This window comes from Microbacterium sp. ARD31, from assembly GCF_031844425.1.
This window is the reverse complement of sequence record NZ_JAUZVE010000012.1, coordinates 114,431-132,679: the sequence shown is the minus strand read 5'-3', so window position 1 is coordinate 132,679 and position 18,249 is coordinate 114,431. Positions and strand designations below refer to the sequence as shown.

Sequence of the window (18,249 nt, the reverse complement as noted above, 5' to 3'; positions counted from 1 at the left end):
CCGACGGTAGCGGCACCCCCGAACCCGCCCACCGGAACCTGCGAGCATGACTCCATGAAGCTGCTGCTCACGTCGGGTGGAGTCACCAACGACAGCATCCGCGCGGCACTGGTCGAGCTGCTCGGCAAGCCGATCGAGGAGGCGACCGCGCTGGCCGTCCCCTCCGCGCAGTGGGGCCACCCGATGTGCCGGCCAGAGACGGTTCACGGCTTCGCCACCGACCGCACCCCACCGACCATGACGGGGCTCGGGTGGGCGTCCGTCGGTCTCCTCGAGCTGACGGCGCTGCCGACCATCGAGGAGGCGCGCTGGCTGCCCTGGGTGCAGCGGGCCGACGTGCTGCTCGTCGACGGCGGCGAGGCCACCTACCTGGCGCACTGGATCGAGGAGTCCGGGCTCGGCGCCGTGCTCCCCTCGCTGGAGGACACGGTCTGGGTGGGGGTGAGCGCGGGGAGCATGGCGCTGGCCCCGCGCATCGGCGACCGGTTCACGCACTGGCGGCCGGACGACGGCGACGCAGCGCTCGGCCTGGTCGAGTTCTCGATCTACCCCCACGTCGGCCTCTTCGCGTCCAACACGATGGAGGACGCCGAGCAGTGGGCCGCCGGCCTCGGCAACCCGGCGTACGCCCTCGACGAGCAGTCGGCGGTCGTGGTCGACGGCGACCGGGTCGAGGTCGTCTCCGAAGGCGAGTGGCGGCACTTCCGGTGACGACGGGCGCCCCCTCCTAGGGGTGGCCGCGGTTCATGCCCCCGCGGTCGACGGGTACGAGGCGCGGTCTGCATCCCCCGCGAAAGTTGACTCCATGACGAACGACCTCAGCATGGGCCTGCTCATGGTCCTCGGCGTTCTCGCCGGCATCGGGACCCTCCTGGTCCTCATGTCCCGGCTCGACCCGACCAGCCAGCAGCGTCCCGCTCCCACGCACCGCGCGGCCAAGGTGCCGCCGCGGACCTGACCGACCTGGGCGACCCGGCGTCGCGCTCGGGCGCGATTGCCGTTTCAACCATGGTTGCGCCGCGCGCCCGACGCGACTAGAACGGGAGCATCCGAGGCGCCTCCGACCGGCCCCTTACGCAGCGGGTCCGACGGGGCGCCTCGCCACGTCCGGCGGGAATGTCAGTCCGACGGCACCAGGACGGTCAGCCCGAACAGGTAGATCAGCACCAGCGCGGCGATCAGCAGCAGCAGGTAGATCAGCGGCTTCCAGACCGGGCGCTTCTCCCCGAAGAGCGGCTTGCCCGCGGTGGGCTCTTCCTGGTGCTCCTCGCCGAGGCGCAGCTTGCGGAGCTCTTCCTCGCTCATGGGACTCCCCTCTCGTGCGTGAGCACCACGTACCCGGGTCGCACCGCCGGCATACGACACGCCCACAAGGGCTGGGCCGCCGGGCGCGGCCGGACTACGATCCATGCTCCCGCGCCTCGTCGGTTCACGTCCGGCCTCAGCCCCACGCTGGCCGGGCCCCCCGCCGGCGGGGCGCGGCCCCCGGGTCCGATGGTCTCAGTCGGTCCCGCCCTCGGGGTCCTCCTCGGGCTCGAAGGTCGTGCCGTCGCCGTCGGTCGTGGTGATCTCGACACCGGCGCCGTCCTCGGGCCCCGCGTCGTCAGCCCCGTCGCGGCCGTGGTCGTCAGGTCGGTCGGTCATGGTCTCCTCGCTCTCCTCGCGCTCCGGTACCCGCCGAGGACGCACCCGATGTGCCCGGACGACCCGCGGTGATCGCGACGGCGCCTGTCATGATCACCGCATGGAGGTGGTCGACCGGCGTCCCGTCGACGCCCTCGCGTGCCTGGCCGGGCTGGCCGTCACCGGTGCCGCGGCGGCCGTCGCCGACCGGCATCCCGCGGCCGAGAGGCGGCTCTTCTCGCTGATCAACGACCACGGCAGCGAGCCGCGGCTCGTCCGCGCCCTGCAGCAGGCAGGGACACCATGGGTCCTCCCGCTGACCGCGGCCACTGCCCTGCTGCTCGGGCGCCGGCGCCTCGCCGTGAGAGCCGCCCTCGCCCTGCCGGTGGAGAAGGCGTTGGAGGTCGGCATCAAGAAGGCGCGCCCGGTGCCGCGGCCCCTCTACGTGGAGCCGACCGTCCTGCGGGACGACGCGCCCGTGGAGGGTGGGTCCTACCCCTCGGGGCACGCCGCGATCGCGACCACGGCTGCCTGCCTGGTCGCTCCCCACCTCCCCCCGGCCGTTCGACCGGCCGTGCTCGCCGTCGGCGTCGGGTCGGGCCTCGTGCGCGTGTCCCAGGGTGCCCACCATCCCGTGGACGCCGTGGGGGGCACCGCCCTCGGCGTGGCGATCAGCGCGGGGATCCGTCTCGCGCTCGGGCGCTGACGCCGAGAGGTCGCCGTCCGCGCACGAGCAGGTGACCCCCGGTGCGCCCGGCAGGTGCGGACGCCGCCGGGCCACGGCAGACTGGCAGCCATCGCGCTGAGCCCCACCGAGCCAGGGAGCAATCGATGCCAGTCACCCGAGGTTTCCACCGTCGCCGGCCCGAGCCCGAGCGCGGCCGGCTGCCACCCGGGCAGTACGACACCGGCTCGTCGTGGCCGGTCCTGAGCGCCGAGGCCACGCCGCAGCAGCCGGCCGAGTCCTGGACGCTGAGCGTCGACGGACTGGTCGAGTCACCGCACACGTGGTCCTGGTCGGAGCTGCACGCCTTCCCCGGGTCGACGTTCTTCGGTGACATCCACTGCGTCACGACCTGGTCGAAGTTCGACGTCACCTTCAGCGGCGTGAGCGTGGACGACCTGCTCGAGGTCGCCCGGCCCAGCGACGACGCCGAGTTCGTGATGGCCCACTCGGTCACCGGCTACACCACCAACCTGCCGCTGGCCGACGTCACCGGTGGCAAGGCATGGGTCGTGTGGAGCTTCGACGGCGAGCCGCTCGCCCGCCAGCACGGCGGGCCGCTACGACTGCTCGTCCCCCACCTCTACTTCTGGAAGTCCGCCAAGTGGGTCTCGCGGCTCGAGCTGATGGCGGAGGACCGACCGGGGTTCTGGGAGCAGAACGGCTACCACGACCGAGGCGACCCGTGGCGCGAGCAGCGCTACCAGGGCGACTGACGTGGCGCCTGCACCCCTCGCGGCCTGGACCGACGGCCGCATCATCGAGCTGGACCACCCGACGCCGCGCACCGTACGGCTGCGGATGCACGTCGACGACCGGCCCGGCCACCTCCCGGGTCAGCACTACCTGATCCGGCTGCGCGCGCCCGACGGCTACACCGCACAGCGGTCCTACTCACTGGCCTCCGACAGCGACGACCCGCTGCTGGAGTTCCTCGTCGAGCGCCAGCCCGAGGGCGAGGTCTCCGAGTTCCTGGCCGACGTGGCGGAGGTCGGCGACGTCCTCGAGCTGCGTGGCCCGATCGGCCGCTGGTTCGTGTGGGACACCCGCACGCCGGTCCTGTGCCTCGTCGGGGGCACCGGCGTCGTGCCCGCGGTGGCGATGGCGCGCACCGCGCGACGACTCGGGCGCGCCGACCTGCTCCGCGTCGCGGCGATGGCCCGCCGGCGCGACGACCTCCCGTACGCCGCCGAGCTCGAGCGTCACGGCGCGACGCTGGCGTTCACCCGCGAGGGGGCCGACGGCCGCCCGGCGGGTCCGTTCACCGCCGAGGAGGTCACCCCGCTGCTCGAGGGCGTCGAGCTCGGCTACGTCTGCGGGTCGGCACGGTTCGCGGCGTACGCCGAGGAGCTGCTCGTCGCCTGCGGCCTCGACCCGGCGGCGATCCGGGTGGAGCGGTTCGGGCCGACGAGCTAGTGCGGGGCGGCCGTCGGCCATGATCCGCTTCACATCCGCCCCGGACCGGCCGTTCGGTGGCTAGGCTGGTCGCAGACCCCGGTCGCTCCTCCCCCGTGGCGGCCGGGGTCCTTCCATGCCCGTGCACGCCGGACGCCCACCCCGAGCGGCGCCCGCCGCGGCGCAACTGCGAGTTGCACAGCGAGTTCCCTCCTCAGGGGTATGTCGGCGCCTCCTCCGTGTTCCTAGCGTCGAAGCGAGGGAGCAGCACCTGCTGCACTGCCGGGGGGCGGAATCCACACGGAGGAAACATGTCCCCACTCGCACACGCATCGCGCAAGCTCCTCGCCTCGGCCGTGCTCGCCCTGTCGATGGCCGTCGGCCTCTCGTCGATGGGCGCCGGCGGCGCCGCGGCCGCCGAGAGCTCGCCGCGGTCGGTCGTCGGCAAGTCCGACGTCGGCAAGATCACCAGCACGGTCGTCGGCAGGACCTCGAACGGCGACAAGGTCACCGGCTCGTTCACCCCCATCCGGACGGTCGAGCGTGACGGCGTGCTCTACATGAAGGGCTTCCTGCGCGGCGTCATCCAGGACGCCGGCCCCAACACGAAGTTCTCGGGCGTGCAGAGCATCCCGATCAAGAAGATCAACGGCAGCCCGCTCGCCAACGGTCGCGTGGCCGCGAACGCCGCCGCCTGCGACATCCTCAACCTGGTGCTCGGCCCGCTGGACCTCAACCTGCTCGGCCTGGAGATCCACCTCCAGCGCGTGGTGCTCGACATCGTGGCCGTCGCCGGCGCCGGCAACCTGCTCGGCAACCTGCTCTGCGCCGTGGCGGGACTGCTCGACGGTGGCCCGCTCGCCGGCCTGCTCGGCCAGCTGCAGACGCTGCTCAACCAGATCTTGGCCGCGCTGAACCTCGGCGTGTGACCGTCGTCGGCGATCCCATGTCGAACGACGTCCACATGATGGCGATCGCCATCGTCGCCACGCAGGCCGGCATCGCGGTCCTGCTGATGCTGATGGCGAACCTCGAACCGGGGAGCCGGGGGCGGGACACGCACAGCAGCCCGCCCCGCCAGGTGCCGGTGCGCCGCGAGGCGCTGCCGCGTGACCGTGCCAGGCACGCGCGCCGCTGAGGAGCACCGAAGGACCACCAGCAACACCCGAGGAACGGTGAAGGGCCCGGATCGTGGATCCGGGCCCTTCACTGGTGGAGCTGAGGGGATTCGAACCCCTGACCTTCTCATTGCGAACGAGACGCGCTACCAACTGCGCCACAGCCCCGTGCGCCAACAGGCGCGAAAGGAAAGATACACGAGCCCCCGGAGGCGGACCGAATCGGCCCGGGACGGCTCAGGCGCCGCTGGCCCGCCGGGTCTCGCCGGCCTCGCGGACCGCCTTCGCGGACTGCTCGGCGGAGCGGGCGAGGGCGGAGTCCTCGTCGTTGTGGCCGCTGGACCAGACGCCGGTCGAGTCGAGGTCGATCGTGGAGACCGTACGACGCTGGGCGGCCGTCTTGCTGACGTAGGTCGGCAGCGTGGTGGGCACCATCTCCCAGCCACCGACGACCGGGACCTCGCCGGTCGTCACGGCCGGCGCCTCGGCAGCCGGGACCTCCTCGACGGTGCGGGGCAGCGCCGGCTCGGGCGCGACCGCCGGGACCTCGCTGGTGAGCTCGGCGTCGTCGCCCTCGGGCTCGACGACGGGCTCGACCACCGGGGTGTCACCGATCTCGATCGCGGACCAGCTCGCCCGCTGGCGGTGCTCGGCGCGCACGGACACCCGGCAGGCGACCAGCCACGCCACGAGCACCGCGGCGGGCGCAGCCACCCACGGCCAGGCGACGACGGAGGTGGCGGCCAGGGTGACGACGACCGCGTTGGCGAGCAGGACCAGGGCGAGGACGTTGCGGCGGCGCTTGGCGGCTCGTCGCGCAGCGGCACGCTGGGCGGCGGGCGCGGGGCGCTGCGGCGCGCGGACCGCGGCAGCCGGGCCGGAGGCCGACGGCGGGGCGGGCACGGTGACGGGCGCGACGCGCGCCTTGGTCTCGACCGGCGGCCGGAGGGCCGCGCGGATCGGGGCGACGACCAGGCGTGCGTTGCGACGGTCGACGGGCTCTCGCCGCGCGAGGACGCGCATGGTGTGGGAGAACTTCTCGACCGACCGGCTGCGGACCACCTCGTCGTGGTGCTTGAGGGCCTTGGGGATGAGGTAGACGGCCCACGCCACGGCAAGGGCCACGAAGATCAGCGCGCTCAGGTCCACGTTCGAAGCGTAGGAGCGTGGACCGCAGGCGGGACGGATGTCAAGTGGTGTGTCGCAGAACTACTGGTGTGACTGATGTGTCGACAGCCGCACCTCGATGCCCTCCGGCACCTCCTCGCGGGTGACCGCGAAGATCCGGTGGTCGCGCCAGTCGCCGTTGATGTGCAGGAAGCGCGGGGCGTAGCCCACCTGCTCGAGCCCGAGCTTCTCCACGACCCGCAGCGAGTTCGTGTTCTCCGGCCGGACGCAGATCTCGATGCGGTGCAGTCCCACAGGGCCCAGGCAGTGGTCGATCACCATCGCGACGGCGCGGGGAGCGACGCCGCGACCGGCGACGGCGGCGTCGACCCAGTAGCCGATCGACGCCCACTGGGCCGATCCGCGGGCGACGTTGCTGACCGTGACCTGCCCGGCGAAGCGGCCCTCGACCTCGATCACGAACGGCAGGGTGTGCCCGCGCCCGGCCTGGCGCAGCAGCGCGCGCGTCACCAGCCGGTACGACGACGGGCGGGGCGCACTGCCCGGCGGCACCGTCGCGTCCCACGGCCCGAGCCAGTCCTGGTTGCGCGCGCGGACCGCCTGCCAGTCGTCGGCGTCGGAGCGGCGCAGCGACCGCACCACGATCCCGTGCGACTCCAGGCGGGCGGGCCAGCCCGGCGAGGCGTTCAGTGGTCGCTCCCGACGACCTGCTCGACTGCGTGCCGGACCACCGGCTCGAGCACCGCGAGGCCGTCCTTCACCCCGCCGCGCGAGCCCGGGAGGTTCACCACCAGGCAGTCGCCGGCGATCCCCGCGAGACCGCGCGAGAGCATCGCGGTCGGCACGCCCTTGGCCACGCCGGCGGCCCGGATGGCCTCCGCGATCCCGGGCACCTCGCGGTCGAGCAGCGGCGCCGTCGCCTCGGGGGTGCGGTCGGTGGGCGTGAGGCCGGTGCCGCCGGTGGTGAGCACCAGGCGAGCACCCCCGGAGACGGCCGCGGAGATGGCCTCGCGGACCGGGTCGCCGTCGGGCACGACCGCCGGGTCACCGCACTCGAAGCCCTGCCCACGCAGCCAGTCAGCGATGAGCGGCCCGGTCTCGTCGGCGTACACCCGGGCGGAGGCGCGGTTGGAGGCGACGACCACGGCTGCGCGGAGGCTCATCGCTGCCAGTCCCCCGACTTCCCGCCGGTCTTGGTCTCGACGCGGACGTCGGTGATCACCGCGGCCTTGTCGACCGCCTTGACCATGTCGACCACGGTGAGCGCGGCGACCGAGACGGCGGTCAGCGCCTCCATCTCCACCCCGGTGCGGTCGGTGGTGCGGACCGTCGCGGTGATGTCGACGGAGTCGTCGGTCACCGCGAGGTCGACGGTCGCGCCCGAGATCGCCAGCGGGTGGCACAACGGGATGAGCGCGGGCGTCTGCTTCGCGCCCATGATCCCGGCGATGCGCGCCACCGCGAGCGCGTCGCCCTTGGGGACGCCCTCGCCGCGGAGCAGGTCCACGACGGCGCGGCTGACGAGCACGCGGCCGGTGGCGGTCGCCGTACGGGACGTGACGTCCTTGTCGGTGACGTCGACCATGCGCGCGGCGCCGCTCTCGTCGACGTGGGTGAGCCGCTCGGCCATCAGAACTCCTCGTCGAGCTTGCGGACCTGCACCATCTCGCCGGCGGTCACCGCGGTGACGTCGGCCGGCACCTCGATGAGGCAGTTGGCGGTGGCGAGGTCGCCGATGAGGTGGGAGCCGTGCCCGCCGACGGGCGACACGAAGGCGCCGCCGCGGTCGGTGTCGTGGAGCCCGCGCACCAGCTGGAGCTTGCCCTCGGGCGAGGAGATGCCGTGGGTGAGCCGGGCCCGCGCCGTCGGCCGGACGTAGGGGAGCTTGCCCATCATCCGGCGGATCGCGGGCAGCACGAACATCTCGAAGGAGACGTAGGAGGAGACCGGGTTGCCGGGGAGGGTGAACACGGGGGTGTCGTCCTCGCCGATCGTGCCGAAGCCCTGCGGCTTGCCGGGCTGCATGCCCACCCCGCCGAACCACATCGAGCCGTGGTGCGACAGCGACTCCTTCACCACGTCGAAGTCGCCCTCGCTGACCCCGCCGCTCGTCACCACCAGGTCCGCACGGACCAGCTGGTCGCTGAGCGCCTCGGTGAAGGCGTGGGTCTCGTCGGGGACAATGCCGACGCGGTAGGCGATCGCCCCGGCGGCGCGGGCGGCGGCGGCGAGGAGGTAGGAGTTGCCGTCGTAGATCGAGTCGCGGCCCAGCGCGGTGCCGGGGTCACGGAGCTCGGAGCCGGTGGAGATCACGACGACGCGCGGGCGGGGGCGGGTGCGCACGGTCGCCCGGCCGACGGCGGCGAGCATGCCGAGGTGGCGCGGCCCGAGGACCGTTCCCTCCTCCAGCAGCATGTCGCCCTCGGCGATGTCGTCGCCGGTCGGCCGGACGTGCTGGCCGGCGGACGGCGCGCGGTCGATCCGGACGGTCGCCACGCCGCGGTCGGTCCACTCGTACGGCACCACGGCGGTCGCACCGGTCGGGACGGGCGCCCCGGTCATGATCTTCACCGCGGTGCCCGGGGACAGCGCGAGGATCGAGGACTGGCCGGCGCCGATCTCGCCGACGACCGGCAGCGTCACCGGCGAGTCCGCGGTCGCGCCGGCGACGTCCTCGGCCACGACGGCGTACCCGTCCATCGAGGAGTTGTCGAAGCTCGGCAGGGAGATGGGGGCGACCACGTCCTCGGCCAACGCCAGGCCGAGCGCCTCCATCAGCGGCTGCGGGAACGCCGGGAGCGGCGAGACCGTGGCCAGGATGCGCTCGACGTAGTCGCCGACCGGGAGGAGCCCCGGCTGCGGATCACTCATCGGCGTCCTGCTCGGTGAGGACGGTGCCGCCCTCGACCCGCTGCGCGGCGGCCGAGCTCAGCGCGACCTCGCCGACCACGCGGACTCCCTGACCGAAGGTCCAGTCCCCCTCGACGGTGAACGACTCGGCCTCCCGCAGGGAGGGCGCACCCTCGGGGAAGCGCTTGTCGAAGTCGCCGACGAGCTTGTAGAAGTCGCCGTCGAGCGAGACGTAGGGGACGTCGTCGCCGGCCTGGTCGAGCACGAAGTCCTTGCCGAGGTCGTAGACGTCGGAGCGCAGGACCAGCAGGTCGTCGGTGGTCTTCACCGGCACGAACCGGTCGCGGCCCACCTCGATCGTGCGCGCGCCCTCGAACACCTCGATCGCGGCGCCCATGGCCGTCTCGATCTGGATGACCTTCGGCGTGGAGGGGTCGGCCGGGTCGAGGTGCTTGACGTTGCGGATCAGCGGCAGGCCGAGGATCCCGCCGCGGGCGTCGAGCGCCTCGACCATGGCCTGCAGGTCGAACCAGAGGTTGTTGGTCGAGCAGTACTTGTGGCGCGACAGGTCGGCCAGCGCCTCCTTGTCGGCGTCGAGGGTCTGGGCCGACTCGCGCAGCACGATGCGGCCGTCGGCCTTGCGGCGCGCGAAGTGCCCGCCCTTGCGGTCCGACGGCGTGCGCCGCACCGCCTCGATCGCGAACGGGGCACCGGTCTGGGCGAACCAGCCCGCGACCCGGGCGTCGGGCACGGCACCGAGGTTGTCGGAGTTTGAGACGAAGACGTAGCGGTAGCCGGCGTCGATGAGCCGGGCGAGCAGGCCGGTGCCCCGGAGCGCTGTGTAGATGTCGCCGTGGCCGGGCGGGCACCACTCGAGGTCGGGGGCCTTCGGGTAGGCCACGGGCATCAGGTCGGCCTCGAGGAGCTTGGGCTCCTTGTTCTGCAGGAACTCCAGCGGCAGGCCGTCGACCGGGAGGTCCTCGTAGCGGGCCAGGGCCTCCATGGTGTCGGCGGAGGTCCGGAAGGAGTTCATGAACAGCAGCGGCAGCGTGGCGTCGTACTGCCTGCGCAGGTGCAGCACCTGCCGCGCGATGATGTCGAGGAAGCTCAGCCCGCGCCGCACGCACAGCAGCGACTTGGCGCGCTCCATGCCCATCGACGTGCCGAGACCGCCGTTGAGCTTGATGACGGCGGTCTTGCGGATCGCCTCCGCGGCCACGTCGTCGTCGACCTCGACGTCGGTCAGCGCCTCCATGTCGAGGGGCTCGATGGTGTCCTCGGCGATCATGCCGGTCTCGCCGTGCTCGAGGAGCCGGTAGTAGTGCGCGAACGTGTCGATCGCGACCTCGTCCACCCCGGCCTGACGCATCTTCTCGCGTGCGAGGTCGAGGCCGTGAGCAGTGCCCTTGCTTGCCATGCTTCGATCGTAGGCTGCCCATGTGGACGCACGACACTCGGCGGACAACACGATCGCCAAGACGGCCCTCCGCGACCAGGTGCGCGCGGCCCGCAAGCAGCGCCCGCTCGGGGCCGCGGCGGAGGTCGCCGCCTCCCTCGCGCAGGTCGCGCTGGGGTGGGACGAGGTACGTCGTGCCGCGACCGTGACGGCGTACGTCTCCGTCGGCAGCGAGCCGGGCACCGGCCTGCTGCTCGACGCGCTGGTGGCGGCCGGCAAGCGCGTGCTGCTCCCTGTCGTGCTCCCCGACCTCGACCTCGACTGGGCCCTCTACGAGGGGCGCGGGCACCTCGCCCCGGCGGTCCGCGGGCTGCTCGAGCCCACCGGCCCGCGGCTGGGCAGGGAGGCCGTCGCGCAGGCCGACGTGGTGCTCGTGCCCGGCCTCGCCGTCTCGTCCCGCGGCGAGCGCCTGGGCCAGGGCGGCGGGTGCTACGACCGCGCGCTCACCCGGACCACCGCGGGCACCCCCGTCGCCGTGCTGCTGTACGACGACGAGGTCGGGCTGCCCGTGCCCACCGACCCCCACGACGTGCGCGTCGGCTTCGCGCTGACCGCCTCCGGGGTCACTGGTTTCGAGGCTCGTCGCTAGCGCTCCTCACCTCAACCACCGGACGATGGCTGGTTGAGGTGCGAGCGCAGCAACCCCCGGTGGTTGAGGAGCGAGCGCAGCGAGCCTCGAAACCAGATCGTGTGCTGGCGCCGGCGGTCAGTCGCCGGCAGGCTCCAGCATCAAGGTGTCGTCGGCGGCCGCGTCGACGGCGTCGCGGGTGTAGGCCCAGGGCAGGGTCCGGCCGTCGACGTAGAGCTCGGTCTGGTCGGTGTAGTGGGAGGACGCCGGGTGCCCGGAGACGCCGGTGAGGTTGATCCAGCGCGAGTCGTCCCAGTCGGCGAGGGAGACGACCATCCGCATGGACGGCGCGGCGGTCACCTCGTAGCCGTCGACGGCGTTCCAGGACGTCGCGTCGACGATCGACGACCCGCCGCCGACCTGCCAGCCGTCGCGGTTGAAGAGCCGCTCGACCAGGCCGACGCCGGACTCGCCGAGGGTGGCGCTGCGGAGGTTCATCCGGTGCAGCCGGCCCCACTCCCACAGGTGCGGGTCGCGGGCCTGGCGGCGGGTGAGCTCGTCACGCGCCGCGACGAGCGCCGCCCGCAGGACGTCGTCGCGGGTCTCCACCTTGTCGGTGGTGTCGGAGTCGTCCCACCATCGGCTCGCCGGGTCGTTCAGCAGCGCGCCGACGACGGAGAACCAGCGGTCGCCGCCGTCGGGCCAGGTGCGCTGGCGCAGGTCGTCGTGGAAGGTCAGCTCGAGCACCTGGCGCCACACGACGTTGAAGTACGCCGCCGCGGCGCTGTCGGCGGGCTGGGTGAAGTCCCAGTCGCGCAGCAGGTCCTGCGCGTTGCGGTAGTACCCCCGGGGCAGCCGCTCCACGTCGAGGAGGTACGGCACGAGGGTCTCCGCCATCGGGTTGGTGCTGTCGAGCTGGAGCTGCGCCATCTCCTCGACCGACAGCTCGCCCTCCTCGACGAGCGCCTCGCGGATCCGGGTCGCGCGGTAGCCGTAGTCCCAGTCCTTGGTGAGCAGGTAGGGGTAGTCCTCGTCGACGACGGCCTGGTTGGCCGTGACGATGAAGCCCTCCTCGGGGTCGAGCACGCTGGGCAGGCCGTCGAAGGGGATGTAGTCGCCGGTCCAGTCGTTGGCGCTGACCCAGCCCTCGACCGGCATGGTGCCGTCGTTGCCGCCGCGCCGGATCGGGATGCGGCCGGGCGACTGGTAGCCGATGTGGCCCTCGCGGTCGGCGTAGACGAGGTTCTGCGCGGGCACCGCGAAGTCGGCCGCGGCGGCCCGGAAGGAGTCCCAGTCCGACGCCCGGTTGAGGGCGAGGATCGCGTCGGCCGTCGGCGACGGCTGCAGCGCCGTCCACGCGAGCGCGACGGCGTACCCGCTCCCGCGCTCCCCCGGCTCGTCGGTGGGGGCGTTGGCGCCGACCGTCGCGAACTGCGACGACACGTCGCTGATCAGCGGTCCGTGCACCGTCTCGCGCACACGCAGCTCGACGTCGTCCGCGCCGCGCACCTCGATCGTCTCGGTGCGCACGTCCATCGCCTCCGTGGAGCCGTCGCGGACGTAGCGGTCGTCGCCCTCGGTCTGCTCGAGGAACAGGTCGGTGACGTCCGGGCCGAGGTTGGTGAAGCCCCAGGCGATGTCGGCGTTGTGGCCGATGATCACGCCGGGCACGCCGGAGAAGGTGAAGCCCGAGGTGTCGAGCGTGCACGCGTCGGAGACCTCACGGCAGTGCAGGCCCATCTGCATCCAGATGCCCGGCTGGCTGATCCCGAGGTGCGGGTCGTTGGCCAGCAGCGGCGCGCCGGTCGCGCTGTGCTCGCCGTCGACGACCCAGGAGTTGCTGCCGATGCCGCGACCGGACCCCACGAGCTCGGGCATCGCCTCGACGACGTCCCGCACCCCCTCGAGGGCGTCGACGACCTCCGGCGGGTACGCCGGCCGGCGGGGGTTGCGGGTGGCGTTGCCGGTGGCGTTCTGCTCGAACACGCCGTCGACGACCCCGCCGCCCTCGACGATCGGTGGGTGGTCGGTGAACGGGTACTCGGGCCAGAGCTGTGCGATCTCGTCCTCGGTGTGGTCCAGCGAGAGCAGCACCCGGTCGACCTCGGCCTCCATGTTGCCGCGCAGGTCCCAGGCCATCGCCTTGAGCCAGGCGAGCGAGTCAACGGGCTCCCACTCCTCGGGCGTGTAGTCGAGCCCGGTCAGCCCGAGCACGGAGTACTCGACGGCGAGCTGGGACGGCGAGCGGTCGGAGACGTACGCGTTGACCCCGGCGGCGTACGACGTCAGCGCGTCGCGGGTGGCCGGCTCGAGCAGGGCCCACTCCTCCTCGGCCACGCGGCGCCACCCCATGGTGCGGATGAGCTTGTCGGTCTCGAGGGTGTCGGGACCGAAGATCTCCGAGAGCCGACCGGCCGTCACGTGCCGGCGGAAGTCCATCTCGAAGAACCGCTCCTGCGCGTGGACGTAGCCCTGCGCGAACATCAGGTCGGCGTCGCTGTCGGCGTAGACCTGCGGGATGTCGTTGTCGTCGCGGACGACCTCGACCGACGACGCGAGGCCCGGCACCTCCACCTCGCCGTCGGTCTGCGGGAGCGGTCGGCGTACGACGACCACGACCGTCGCGGCCAGCACCACCAGCAGCAGGACCAGCCCCAGCGCGGCCCACGCGGTCCAGCGCGCGGCGCGGGGCGCGCGCCGGAAGGCTCGCCACCACCGGACCGCGCGGGCGTCGCGGGGCGCGTCGGTCGAGGTCGTCGTCGGGTCGGGGGACGGGGAGGCTGGCTGGTCGCTCATCGCGTTCGCCATTGTGCCGTACCATTGGCAGTCGAAGGGCTCGAGTGCCAGCGCGTCGCGCCGGCCCAGCCCGATCAGTGCCTGCACCACCTGGAATCACGTCGGAACCACGCGAGGACTCCACACATGCCCACCTACCAGTACGCCTGCACCGAGTGCGGCCACGCCTTCGAGCAGTTCCAGAGCTTCAGCGAGGACGCGCTGACCGTGTGCCCGGAGTGCGACGGACGGCTGCGCAAGCTCTTCAACGCCGTCGGCGTGGTGTTCAAGGGCTCGGGCTTCTACCGCACCGACAGCCGCTCGTCCTCCTCGTCCGCGACACCGGCCACCAGCTCGGCCAGCTCGTCGTCCGACTCCTCGTCGTCTGCGGCGGCGTCCTCCTCGACGTCGTCGAGCAGCTCCTCCTCGAGCTCCTCCGCCGACTGACCCTCGCTGCCCCGGTGGTCGAGCAGCCCGCGAGGAAGGAGCGGCGTATCGAGACCCCCTGTGGAGAGGCCGAGCGGCGGACCGCCCGTCCGACCTAGCGTCGGAGCATGTTCCAGGGACTGCCTCCGGCGCAGCGCCGCCTCCGCGCGCTGCGCCACCAGCTGCGCCGTCGACGACGGTGGATCGCGGCGGCGCTCGTGGCCGTGGCGACGGTGAGCGCCCTCCGCGCCGTCGCACCGTCCCCGCCCGACACGGTCGACGTCCTCGTCGCCGCGCGCGACCTGCCGTCGGGCACCCTCCTCGACCGCTCCGACGTCCTCGCCCAGCGGTTCCCCGCGGACCTCGCCCCGTCCGTCACCTCCCCCTCCCCCGTGGGACGGGTGCTGGCGGCTCCGCTGGCGCGGGGCGAGGTGCTGACCGAGGCACGCGTGGTCGGTCCCGGCCTCGCCGAGGCGCAGGCCGGCCAGACCGTCCTGCCCGTCCGCCTGCCCGACGCCGGGATGGCGACGCTGCTGCGGCCCGGTGACGAGGTCGACCTGATGGCGACCGACCCCGGGAGCGGGGCGACGCGCGTCGTCGCGCGCGAGGTCACCGTCCTGGCGGCCCCGGCCGAGGTCCCGGAGGGGCCCGCGAGTGGGACGGGCGGGGCCCTGGTGGTGGTCGGCACGTCGGCCGTCGATGCCGTGGAGATCACGTCGGCGGCGCTCTCCCAGTTCCTCACGGTGTCCTGGAACCGCTAGCGTGCTGGGCATCCGCTCGTTCGGGCCCTCTCGGGGCCGCACCTAGGAGGCACCATGACCGGCTTCAAGAACTTCATCCTCAAGGGCAACCTGATCGAGATCGCGACGGGTCTGATCATGGCGCTCGCCTTCGCCGCAGTCGTCACGACCTTCACGGCCTGGCTGACCGCGCTCCTCCCGGACAGCTCGTCCGAGTACTTCAGCAACGAGCCCAACAGCTTCGGCGCGTTCCTCAACGCGGTGATCTCGTTCCTGATCATGGCCGCGGTCGTCTACTTCTTCATCGTGCTGCCCTACACGAAGGCCAAGGAGCGCTTCTTCCCCAGCGAGGCGGAGGGCACGCCCGCCGACATCGCGCTCCTCGAGGAGATCCGCGACGCCATCAAAGCGCGCGGCGGCGCCGTCTGAGCCGAGCTGCCACGTCGGACGCGAACGGCCCGCCCCTCCCGGGGCGGGCCGTTCGTCGTGCTGCCGGTCCTCGTCAGCCGTGGTGCGGCGGGACCTGGTCGCGGTACCAGTCGTCGCCCTTGCCGGCGCGGTCCTCGCGCGGGTCCGCGTCGTCGGAGGTCTGGTCGGGGCCCGCGTCGCCGAAGACGGCGGCGAGGCGCCGACGGCGCTGCCACTCCGGCTCCTGCTCGTGCTCCGATGACGAACGTCGTGGGGTGTTCATGCGCAGACCCCGAAGATCCGGTCCTCCTCGTCCTCGGTCGTGGCCGGGGAGCTGGGGGAGCTGCTGGGGGTCTCGGACGCCGTCTCGCTCGGCGTCTCGGAGGGGGTCTCGGACGGCGTCTCGGAGGGCGACTCGCTGGGGGACTCCGACGTGCTCGGCGTGCTGGTGCCCGTCTCGTTGGCGGAGGCCGGCGCCTCGGCGCTGACGGACGTGCCCTTGAGCAGCTTGGGCGGCAGCTGCTTGTCCTGGTTGAGCAGGTCCCAGACCTGGGTGGCCTGCTCGGTCCAGAAGACCTTGCCGCGGAACTCGGAGTCGCTCGGGTAGTACTCCGTCGGCAGGGTGACGAACTTGATCCTGTCGAGCCCGATGCCCTGCAGCTGCATGGCCACCTTGCCCAGGCGGGTGACCTTGGCGAAGTCCTCGTCGGTCTGCAGCGACTTGGTGGCCGCGTCGAGGAACCGGACGACCTTGTCGAAACGGGTCAGCGTGCCGGCGGAGAGCACCTCGCGCACCAGGGCCCCGATGAACTCCTGCTGGCGCCGGATGCGGGAGATGTCGTTCTGCTGGATGAGGTCGCCGACGTAACGGGCGCGTACGTAGTCGAGGGCCTGGTCCCCGGTCAGCCTCGACGGGTTGCCCTTCGGCACGAAGATCTGGCGCGGCTTGTCGACGATGTCCTCGGGCACGCAGACCGGCACCCCGTCGACGGCGTCGACCATGTCGCCGAAGCTGGCGAAGTCGACCACGATGAAGTGCTCGACGTGGATGCCGGTCATCTCCTCGAGCTGGCGCAGCGTGCACGTCGGGCCGCCGACGCTGAACGCGGCGTTCCACATCACGTCGGAGGCGGCGGGCGAGTCGCACCCGTCCTCGGGCCGGTCGACGATGGAGTCGCGCGGGATCGAGACGGCGTACGCCCGGGACCGGTCGGCGGACAGGTGCACCAGGATCGTGGTGTCGGAGCCGCCACCGCCCTCCTGGTCGATGCCGCAGCCCTCGCAGTCGCGGGAGTCCGACCCCATCACCAGGATGTCGAGGGGCTGGCCGTTGCCGGTGTAGACCTCCTCGGGGCGGTCCCCGAGGTTGTCGGTCGAGATGGCCTCGATGTTCCCGTCGAGGTGGCGGATGAAGTAGAGCGTGCCGAGGCCCGTGACGAGCGCGAGCACGAGGACGCTGATGAGGATCACGCGGCCAACGGTGTGCCGGCGCTTGGCCTTGCCCCTGCGCTTGGGTTCGCCGTCGCCGACGGGCGCCTGCGGGCGCGACTCATCCGACACAGGGCACACCTTTGACGAAGGGACAGGGCTGACCGGGTCTGAACCTACTTCACCGGGGCAAGATTTCCCCCGCTCGCGACACGTGAGGTCGCAGCGCGCCGACGACCGTGGGTGCGCACGGAGGCGGCCCCCGTGGCAGGATGCTGCCCGCCGTGTGCGCACGGCACGCCCCAGTAGCTCAGTGGATAGAGCAGCCGCCTCCTAAGCGAAAGGTCGCAAGTTCGACTCTTGCCTGGGGCACCAGTCAGGCACCCGTCAGAGCGTCTCGAACCCGATCCCCGCCTTCTGGAGACGGGCGAGCAGCGCGTCGCCCATCGCCTGCGCCGGGGTGACCTGGCCGGCGGTCGGCGGGTTGTCGTCGAACGCCAGGCACAGCGCAGACTCGGACAGCATCTTCGCGGTCTCGGTGTAGCCGGGGTCGCCGCCGGACACCTTGGTGCGCACCGTCTGCCCGCCGGCCTCGCCGACGAAGTCGACGGTGAACCAGGACTTCTCGCGCTTGGCCGCGTCGGGACCCGAGCCCTGCGGCACGCGGCTCAGCAGCAGCTCGCGCAGCGGCCTCACCTGCGCGGCGAGGGACAGCGCCCCGACGCCGACGGCTCCCCCGGCGGCGTACCGGAGGGTCTTGGTGCCCGCCCAGTGGGAGTAGCGGAACTCCGGACCGTACGCCGGCAGGGCGGCGCCGCTGCGCGCGACGACGATCGGGTCGATCGTGGGCAGCGGGAGCAGCCAGTAGCCGAGCACCGGGTCGCGGTGCGGCTTGCCGCCGACGGACCGCGACGTCCGGCCCTCGGGCCGGTCCTCGACGCGGCGGCGGGCGGCGTACGTCCTGCGCATCTCCTTGGCGCGCGCGAACTGGTTCAGCGCGGAGTGGAAGGTGCCGCCCGAGAAGGTACCGCCCGAGCGGACGACGCCGCGCAGCGTGATCGGCTGGTCCGAGGGCAGCTGCTGGACGGTGAAGTACGCGCCGAGGTCGTGCGGGACGGAGTCGAACCCGCACGCGTGGACGAGGCGGGCGCCGGTGCGCACGGCTGTCTGGTGGTGCTCGAGGAACATCCGGTCGACGAACTCGGGCTCGCCGGTCAGGTCGACGTAGTCGGTGCCAGCCTCCGCGCAGGCGGCGACCAGTGGCCCGCCGTGGGTGAGGTAGGGCCCGACGGTGGAGATCACCACGCGGGCGCGGCGGGCGACGTCGGACAGCGCGACCGGGTCGGAGGCGTCGGCGACCAGCACCTCGACGTCCGCGCCGAGGCGGCCGCGCACGGACGCGAGCCTGTCGGGATTGCGGCCGGCGATCGCCCAGCGCAGCCCGGCGGGTGCGTGGGCGGCGAGGTACTCGGCGGTGAGGCCACCGGTGAAGCCGGTGGCGCCGAACAGCACGAGGTCGAGGTCGCGGTCGTCGCTCATCGCGCCATCGTGTCAGACGGAACCAGTCCCCCACCGGGCCCGTCCCACCGGGCAGAGCAGCACCGGAGCAC

The 18,249-nt window shown here is 72.7% G+C and carries 23 protein-coding genes and 2 tRNA genes; 12 read left to right on the top strand and 13 right to left on the bottom strand.

The window, feature by feature from the left end:
• Positions 1–54 precede the first annotated feature (54 nt).
• Both Q9S36_RS25090 and Q9S36_RS25085 read left to right on the top strand, forming a co-directional pair.
• A complete protein-coding gene (locus tag Q9S36_RS25090) occupies positions 55–711 on the top strand; it encodes a Type 1 glutamine amidotransferase-like domain-containing protein (protein ID WP_311287555.1) in 657 nt (218 codons plus the stop codon).
• Between the two features lie 94 nt (positions 712–805).
• Positions 806–958: a hypothetical protein gene (locus Q9S36_RS25085; RefSeq protein ID WP_311287554.1), complete on the top strand. Its 153-nt coding sequence runs from the start codon at positions 806–808 to the stop codon at positions 956–958.
• A gap of 161 nt (positions 959–1,119) precedes the next feature.
• On the opposite strand, the gene Q9S36_RS25080 is transcribed toward Q9S36_RS25085, so the two are convergent.
• Positions 1,120–1,305: a hypothetical protein gene (locus tag Q9S36_RS25080; protein WP_311287552.1), complete on the bottom strand. Its 186-nt coding sequence runs from the start codon at positions 1,303–1,305 to the stop codon at positions 1,120–1,122.
• Positions 1,306–1,500: 195 nt separating this feature from the next.
• Positions 1,501–1,644: a hypothetical protein gene (locus Q9S36_RS25075; RefSeq protein ID WP_311287551.1), complete on the bottom strand. Its 144-nt coding sequence runs from the start codon at positions 1,642–1,644 to the stop codon at positions 1,501–1,503.
• Positions 1,645–1,744: 100 nt separating this feature from the next.
• On the opposite strand from Q9S36_RS25075, the gene Q9S36_RS25070 reads away from it, so the two are divergent.
• From Q9S36_RS25070 to Q9S36_RS25050, 5 genes are all read left to right on the top strand, one after another.
• On the top strand, positions 1,745–2,329 hold the full coding sequence (locus tag Q9S36_RS25070; protein ID WP_311287550.1) for a phosphatase PAP2 family protein: 585 nt from the start codon (positions 1,745–1,747) through the stop codon (positions 2,327–2,329).
• Between the two features lie 125 nt (positions 2,330–2,454).
• Positions 2,455–3,063 (top strand): sulfite oxidase-like oxidoreductase, encoded by a 609-nt coding sequence (locus Q9S36_RS25065; protein ID WP_311287549.1) that lies wholly within the window; start codon positions 2,455–2,457, stop codon positions 3,061–3,063.
• Between the two features lies 1 nt (position 3,064).
• Complete coding sequence (locus Q9S36_RS25060; protein WP_311287548.1) at positions 3,065–3,763, top strand: FAD-binding oxidoreductase; 699 nt, start codon at positions 3,065–3,067, stop codon at positions 3,761–3,763.
• Between the two features lie 290 nt (positions 3,764–4,053).
• Positions 4,054–4,671 carry an ABC transporter substrate-binding protein gene (locus tag Q9S36_RS25055; RefSeq protein ID WP_311287547.1) on the top strand — a complete coding sequence of 206 codons (618 nt, stop codon included), beginning with the start codon at positions 4,054–4,056 and terminating at the stop codon, positions 4,669–4,671.
• A complete protein-coding gene (locus tag Q9S36_RS25050) occupies positions 4,668–4,880 on the top strand; it encodes a hypothetical protein (RefSeq protein ID WP_311287546.1) in 213 nt (70 codons plus the stop codon). The genes Q9S36_RS25055 and Q9S36_RS25050 overlap by 4 nt, the downstream gene beginning before the upstream one ends.
• 72 nt (positions 4,881–4,952) lie before the next feature.
• Here Q9S36_RS25050 and Q9S36_RS25045 read toward each other — a convergent pair.
• The 7 genes from Q9S36_RS25045 to Q9S36_RS25015 form a co-directional block, all read right to left on the bottom strand.
• Positions 4,953–5,028, bottom strand: a tRNA-Ala gene (locus Q9S36_RS25045).
• A 69-nt stretch (positions 5,029–5,097) separates the two neighbouring features.
• Positions 5,098–6,009, bottom strand: a complete 912-nt coding sequence (locus tag Q9S36_RS25040; RefSeq protein WP_311287545.1) for a hypothetical protein — start codon at positions 6,007–6,009, stop codon at positions 5,098–5,100.
• Positions 6,010–6,069: 60 nt separating this feature from the next.
• Entirely contained in the window at positions 6,070–6,630 is a 561-nt protein-coding gene (locus Q9S36_RS25035) for a GNAT family protein (protein ID WP_311287544.1), read from the bottom strand.
• 44 nt (positions 6,631–6,674) lie between these two features.
• Positions 6,675–7,151 carry a MogA/MoaB family molybdenum cofactor biosynthesis protein gene (locus Q9S36_RS25030; protein WP_311287543.1) on the bottom strand — a complete coding sequence of 159 codons (477 nt, stop codon included), beginning with the start codon at positions 7,149–7,151 and terminating at the stop codon, positions 6,675–6,677.
• Positions 7,148–7,618, bottom strand: a complete 471-nt coding sequence (moaC, locus tag Q9S36_RS25025) for a cyclic pyranopterin monophosphate synthase MoaC (protein WP_311287542.1) — start codon at positions 7,616–7,618, stop codon at positions 7,148–7,150. Before moaC ends, Q9S36_RS25030 begins: the two co-directional genes overlap by 4 nt.
• A complete protein-coding gene (gene glp, locus Q9S36_RS25020) occupies positions 7,618–8,859 on the bottom strand; it encodes a gephyrin-like molybdotransferase Glp (protein WP_311287541.1) in 1,242 nt (413 codons plus the stop codon). The genes moaC and glp overlap by 1 nt, the downstream gene beginning before the upstream one ends.
• Positions 8,852–10,255: a UTP--glucose-1-phosphate uridylyltransferase gene (locus Q9S36_RS25015; RefSeq protein WP_311287540.1), complete on the bottom strand. Its 1,404-nt coding sequence runs from the start codon at positions 10,253–10,255 to the stop codon at positions 8,852–8,854. The genes glp and Q9S36_RS25015 overlap by 8 nt, the downstream gene beginning before the upstream one ends.
• A gap of 22 nt (positions 10,256–10,277) precedes the next feature.
• On the opposite strand from Q9S36_RS25015, the gene Q9S36_RS25010 reads away from it, so the two are divergent.
• The gene (locus tag Q9S36_RS25010) at positions 10,278–10,883 is read left to right on the top strand and encodes a 5-formyltetrahydrofolate cyclo-ligase (RefSeq protein ID WP_311287539.1); all 606 of its coding nucleotides are present in this window, start codon (positions 10,278–10,280) and stop codon (positions 10,881–10,883) included.
• 117 nt (positions 10,884–11,000) lie between these two features.
• Here Q9S36_RS25010 and Q9S36_RS25005 read toward each other — a convergent pair whose 3' ends face one another.
• Positions 11,001–13,658, bottom strand: a complete 2,658-nt coding sequence (locus Q9S36_RS25005; RefSeq protein ID WP_311287538.1) for a penicillin acylase family protein — start codon at positions 13,656–13,658, stop codon at positions 11,001–11,003.
• Positions 13,659–13,784: 126 nt separating this feature from the next.
• Here Q9S36_RS25005 and Q9S36_RS25000 point away from each other — a divergent pair, with 126 nt between their 5' ends.
• The 3 genes from Q9S36_RS25000 (at position 13,785) to Q9S36_RS24990 (ending at position 15,232) form a co-directional block, all read left to right on the top strand.
• Positions 13,785–14,084, top strand: coding sequence for an FmdB family zinc ribbon protein (locus Q9S36_RS25000; protein ID WP_311287537.1), 300 nt, complete (start codon positions 13,785–13,787; stop codon positions 14,082–14,084).
• Between the two features lie 107 nt (positions 14,085–14,191).
• Positions 14,192–14,824, top strand: a complete 633-nt coding sequence (locus Q9S36_RS24995; RefSeq protein ID WP_311287536.1) for an SAF domain-containing protein — start codon at positions 14,192–14,194, stop codon at positions 14,822–14,824.
• Between the two features lie 54 nt (positions 14,825–14,878).
• On the top strand, positions 14,879–15,232 hold the full coding sequence (locus Q9S36_RS24990; protein WP_311287535.1) for an MscL family protein: 354 nt from the start codon (positions 14,879–14,881) through the stop codon (positions 15,230–15,232).
• 73 nt (positions 15,233–15,305) lie between these two features.
• On the opposite strand, the gene Q9S36_RS24985 is transcribed toward Q9S36_RS24990, so the two are convergent.
• On the bottom strand, positions 15,306–15,494 hold the full coding sequence (locus Q9S36_RS24985; protein ID WP_311287534.1) for a hypothetical protein: 189 nt from the start codon (positions 15,492–15,494) through the stop codon (positions 15,306–15,308).
• The gene (locus Q9S36_RS24980; protein ID WP_311287533.1) at positions 15,491–16,771 is read right to left on the bottom strand and encodes an LCP family protein; all 1,281 of its coding nucleotides are present in this window, start codon (positions 16,769–16,771) and stop codon (positions 15,491–15,493) included. Before Q9S36_RS24980 ends, Q9S36_RS24985 begins: the two co-directional genes overlap by 4 nt.
• A 167-nt stretch (positions 16,772–16,938) precedes the next feature.
• On the opposite strand from Q9S36_RS24980, the gene Q9S36_RS24975 reads away from it, so the two are divergent.
• Positions 16,939–17,014 (top strand) — tRNA-Arg (locus Q9S36_RS24975).
• A 12-nt stretch (positions 17,015–17,026) separates the two neighbouring features.
• Here Q9S36_RS24975 and Q9S36_RS24970 read toward each other — a convergent pair.
• Positions 17,027–18,178 (bottom strand): saccharopine dehydrogenase NADP-binding domain-containing protein, encoded by a 1,152-nt coding sequence (locus tag Q9S36_RS24970; protein WP_311287532.1) that lies wholly within the window; start codon positions 18,176–18,178, stop codon positions 17,027–17,029.
• Positions 18,179–18,249: the final 71 nt, after the last annotated feature.

Excerpts from the sequence above, each read along its gene's own strand:
- Q9S36_RS25090 (WP_311287555.1), top strand. The coding sequence starts at position 55 with ATGAAGCTGCTGCTCACGTCGGGTGGAGTCACCAACGACAGCATCCGC.
- Q9S36_RS25085 (WP_311287554.1), top strand. The coding sequence starts at position 806 with ATGACGAACGACCTCAGCATGGGCCTGCTCATGGTCCTCGGCGTTCTC.
- Q9S36_RS25080 (WP_311287552.1), bottom strand. The coding sequence starts at position 1,305 with ATGAGCGAGGAAGAGCTCCGCAAGCTGCGCCTCGGCGAGGAGCACCAG.
- Q9S36_RS25075 (WP_311287551.1), bottom strand. The coding sequence starts at position 1,644 with ATGACCGACCGACCTGACGACCACGGCCGCGACGGGGCTGACGACGCG.
- Q9S36_RS25070 (WP_311287550.1), top strand. The coding sequence starts at position 1,745 with ATGGAGGTGGTCGACCGGCGTCCCGTCGACGCCCTCGCGTGCCTGGCC.
- Q9S36_RS25065 (WP_311287549.1), top strand. The coding sequence starts at position 2,455 with ATGCCAGTCACCCGAGGTTTCCACCGTCGCCGGCCCGAGCCCGAGCGC.
- Q9S36_RS25055 (WP_311287547.1), top strand. The coding sequence starts at position 4,054 with ATGTCCCCACTCGCACACGCATCGCGCAAGCTCCTCGCCTCGGCCGTG.
- Q9S36_RS25030 (WP_311287543.1), bottom strand. The coding sequence starts at position 7,151 with ATGAGCCTCCGCGCAGCCGTGGTCGTCGCCTCCAACCGCGCCTCCGCC.
- moaC (WP_311287542.1), bottom strand. The coding sequence starts at position 7,618 with ATGGCCGAGCGGCTCACCCACGTCGACGAGAGCGGCGCCGCGCGCATG.
- glp (WP_311287541.1), bottom strand. The coding sequence starts at position 8,859 with ATGAGTGATCCGCAGCCGGGGCTCCTCCCGGTCGGCGACTACGTCGAG.
- Q9S36_RS25015 (WP_311287540.1), bottom strand. The coding sequence starts at position 10,255 with ATGGCAAGCAAGGGCACTGCTCACGGCCTCGACCTCGCACGCGAGAAG.
- Q9S36_RS25005 (WP_311287538.1), bottom strand. The coding sequence starts at position 13,658 with ATGAGCGACCAGCCAGCCTCCCCGTCCCCCGACCCGACGACGACCTCG.
- Q9S36_RS25000 (WP_311287537.1), top strand. The coding sequence starts at position 13,785 with ATGCCCACCTACCAGTACGCCTGCACCGAGTGCGGCCACGCCTTCGAG.
- Q9S36_RS24995 (WP_311287536.1), top strand. The coding sequence starts at position 14,192 with ATGTTCCAGGGACTGCCTCCGGCGCAGCGCCGCCTCCGCGCGCTGCGC.
- Q9S36_RS24990 (WP_311287535.1), top strand. The coding sequence starts at position 14,879 with ATGACCGGCTTCAAGAACTTCATCCTCAAGGGCAACCTGATCGAGATC.
- Q9S36_RS24985 (WP_311287534.1), bottom strand. The coding sequence starts at position 15,494 with ATGAACACCCCACGACGTTCGTCATCGGAGCACGAGCAGGAGCCGGAG.
- Q9S36_RS24970 (WP_311287532.1), bottom strand. The coding sequence starts at position 18,178 with ATGAGCGACGACCGCGACCTCGACCTCGTGCTGTTCGGCGCCACCGGC.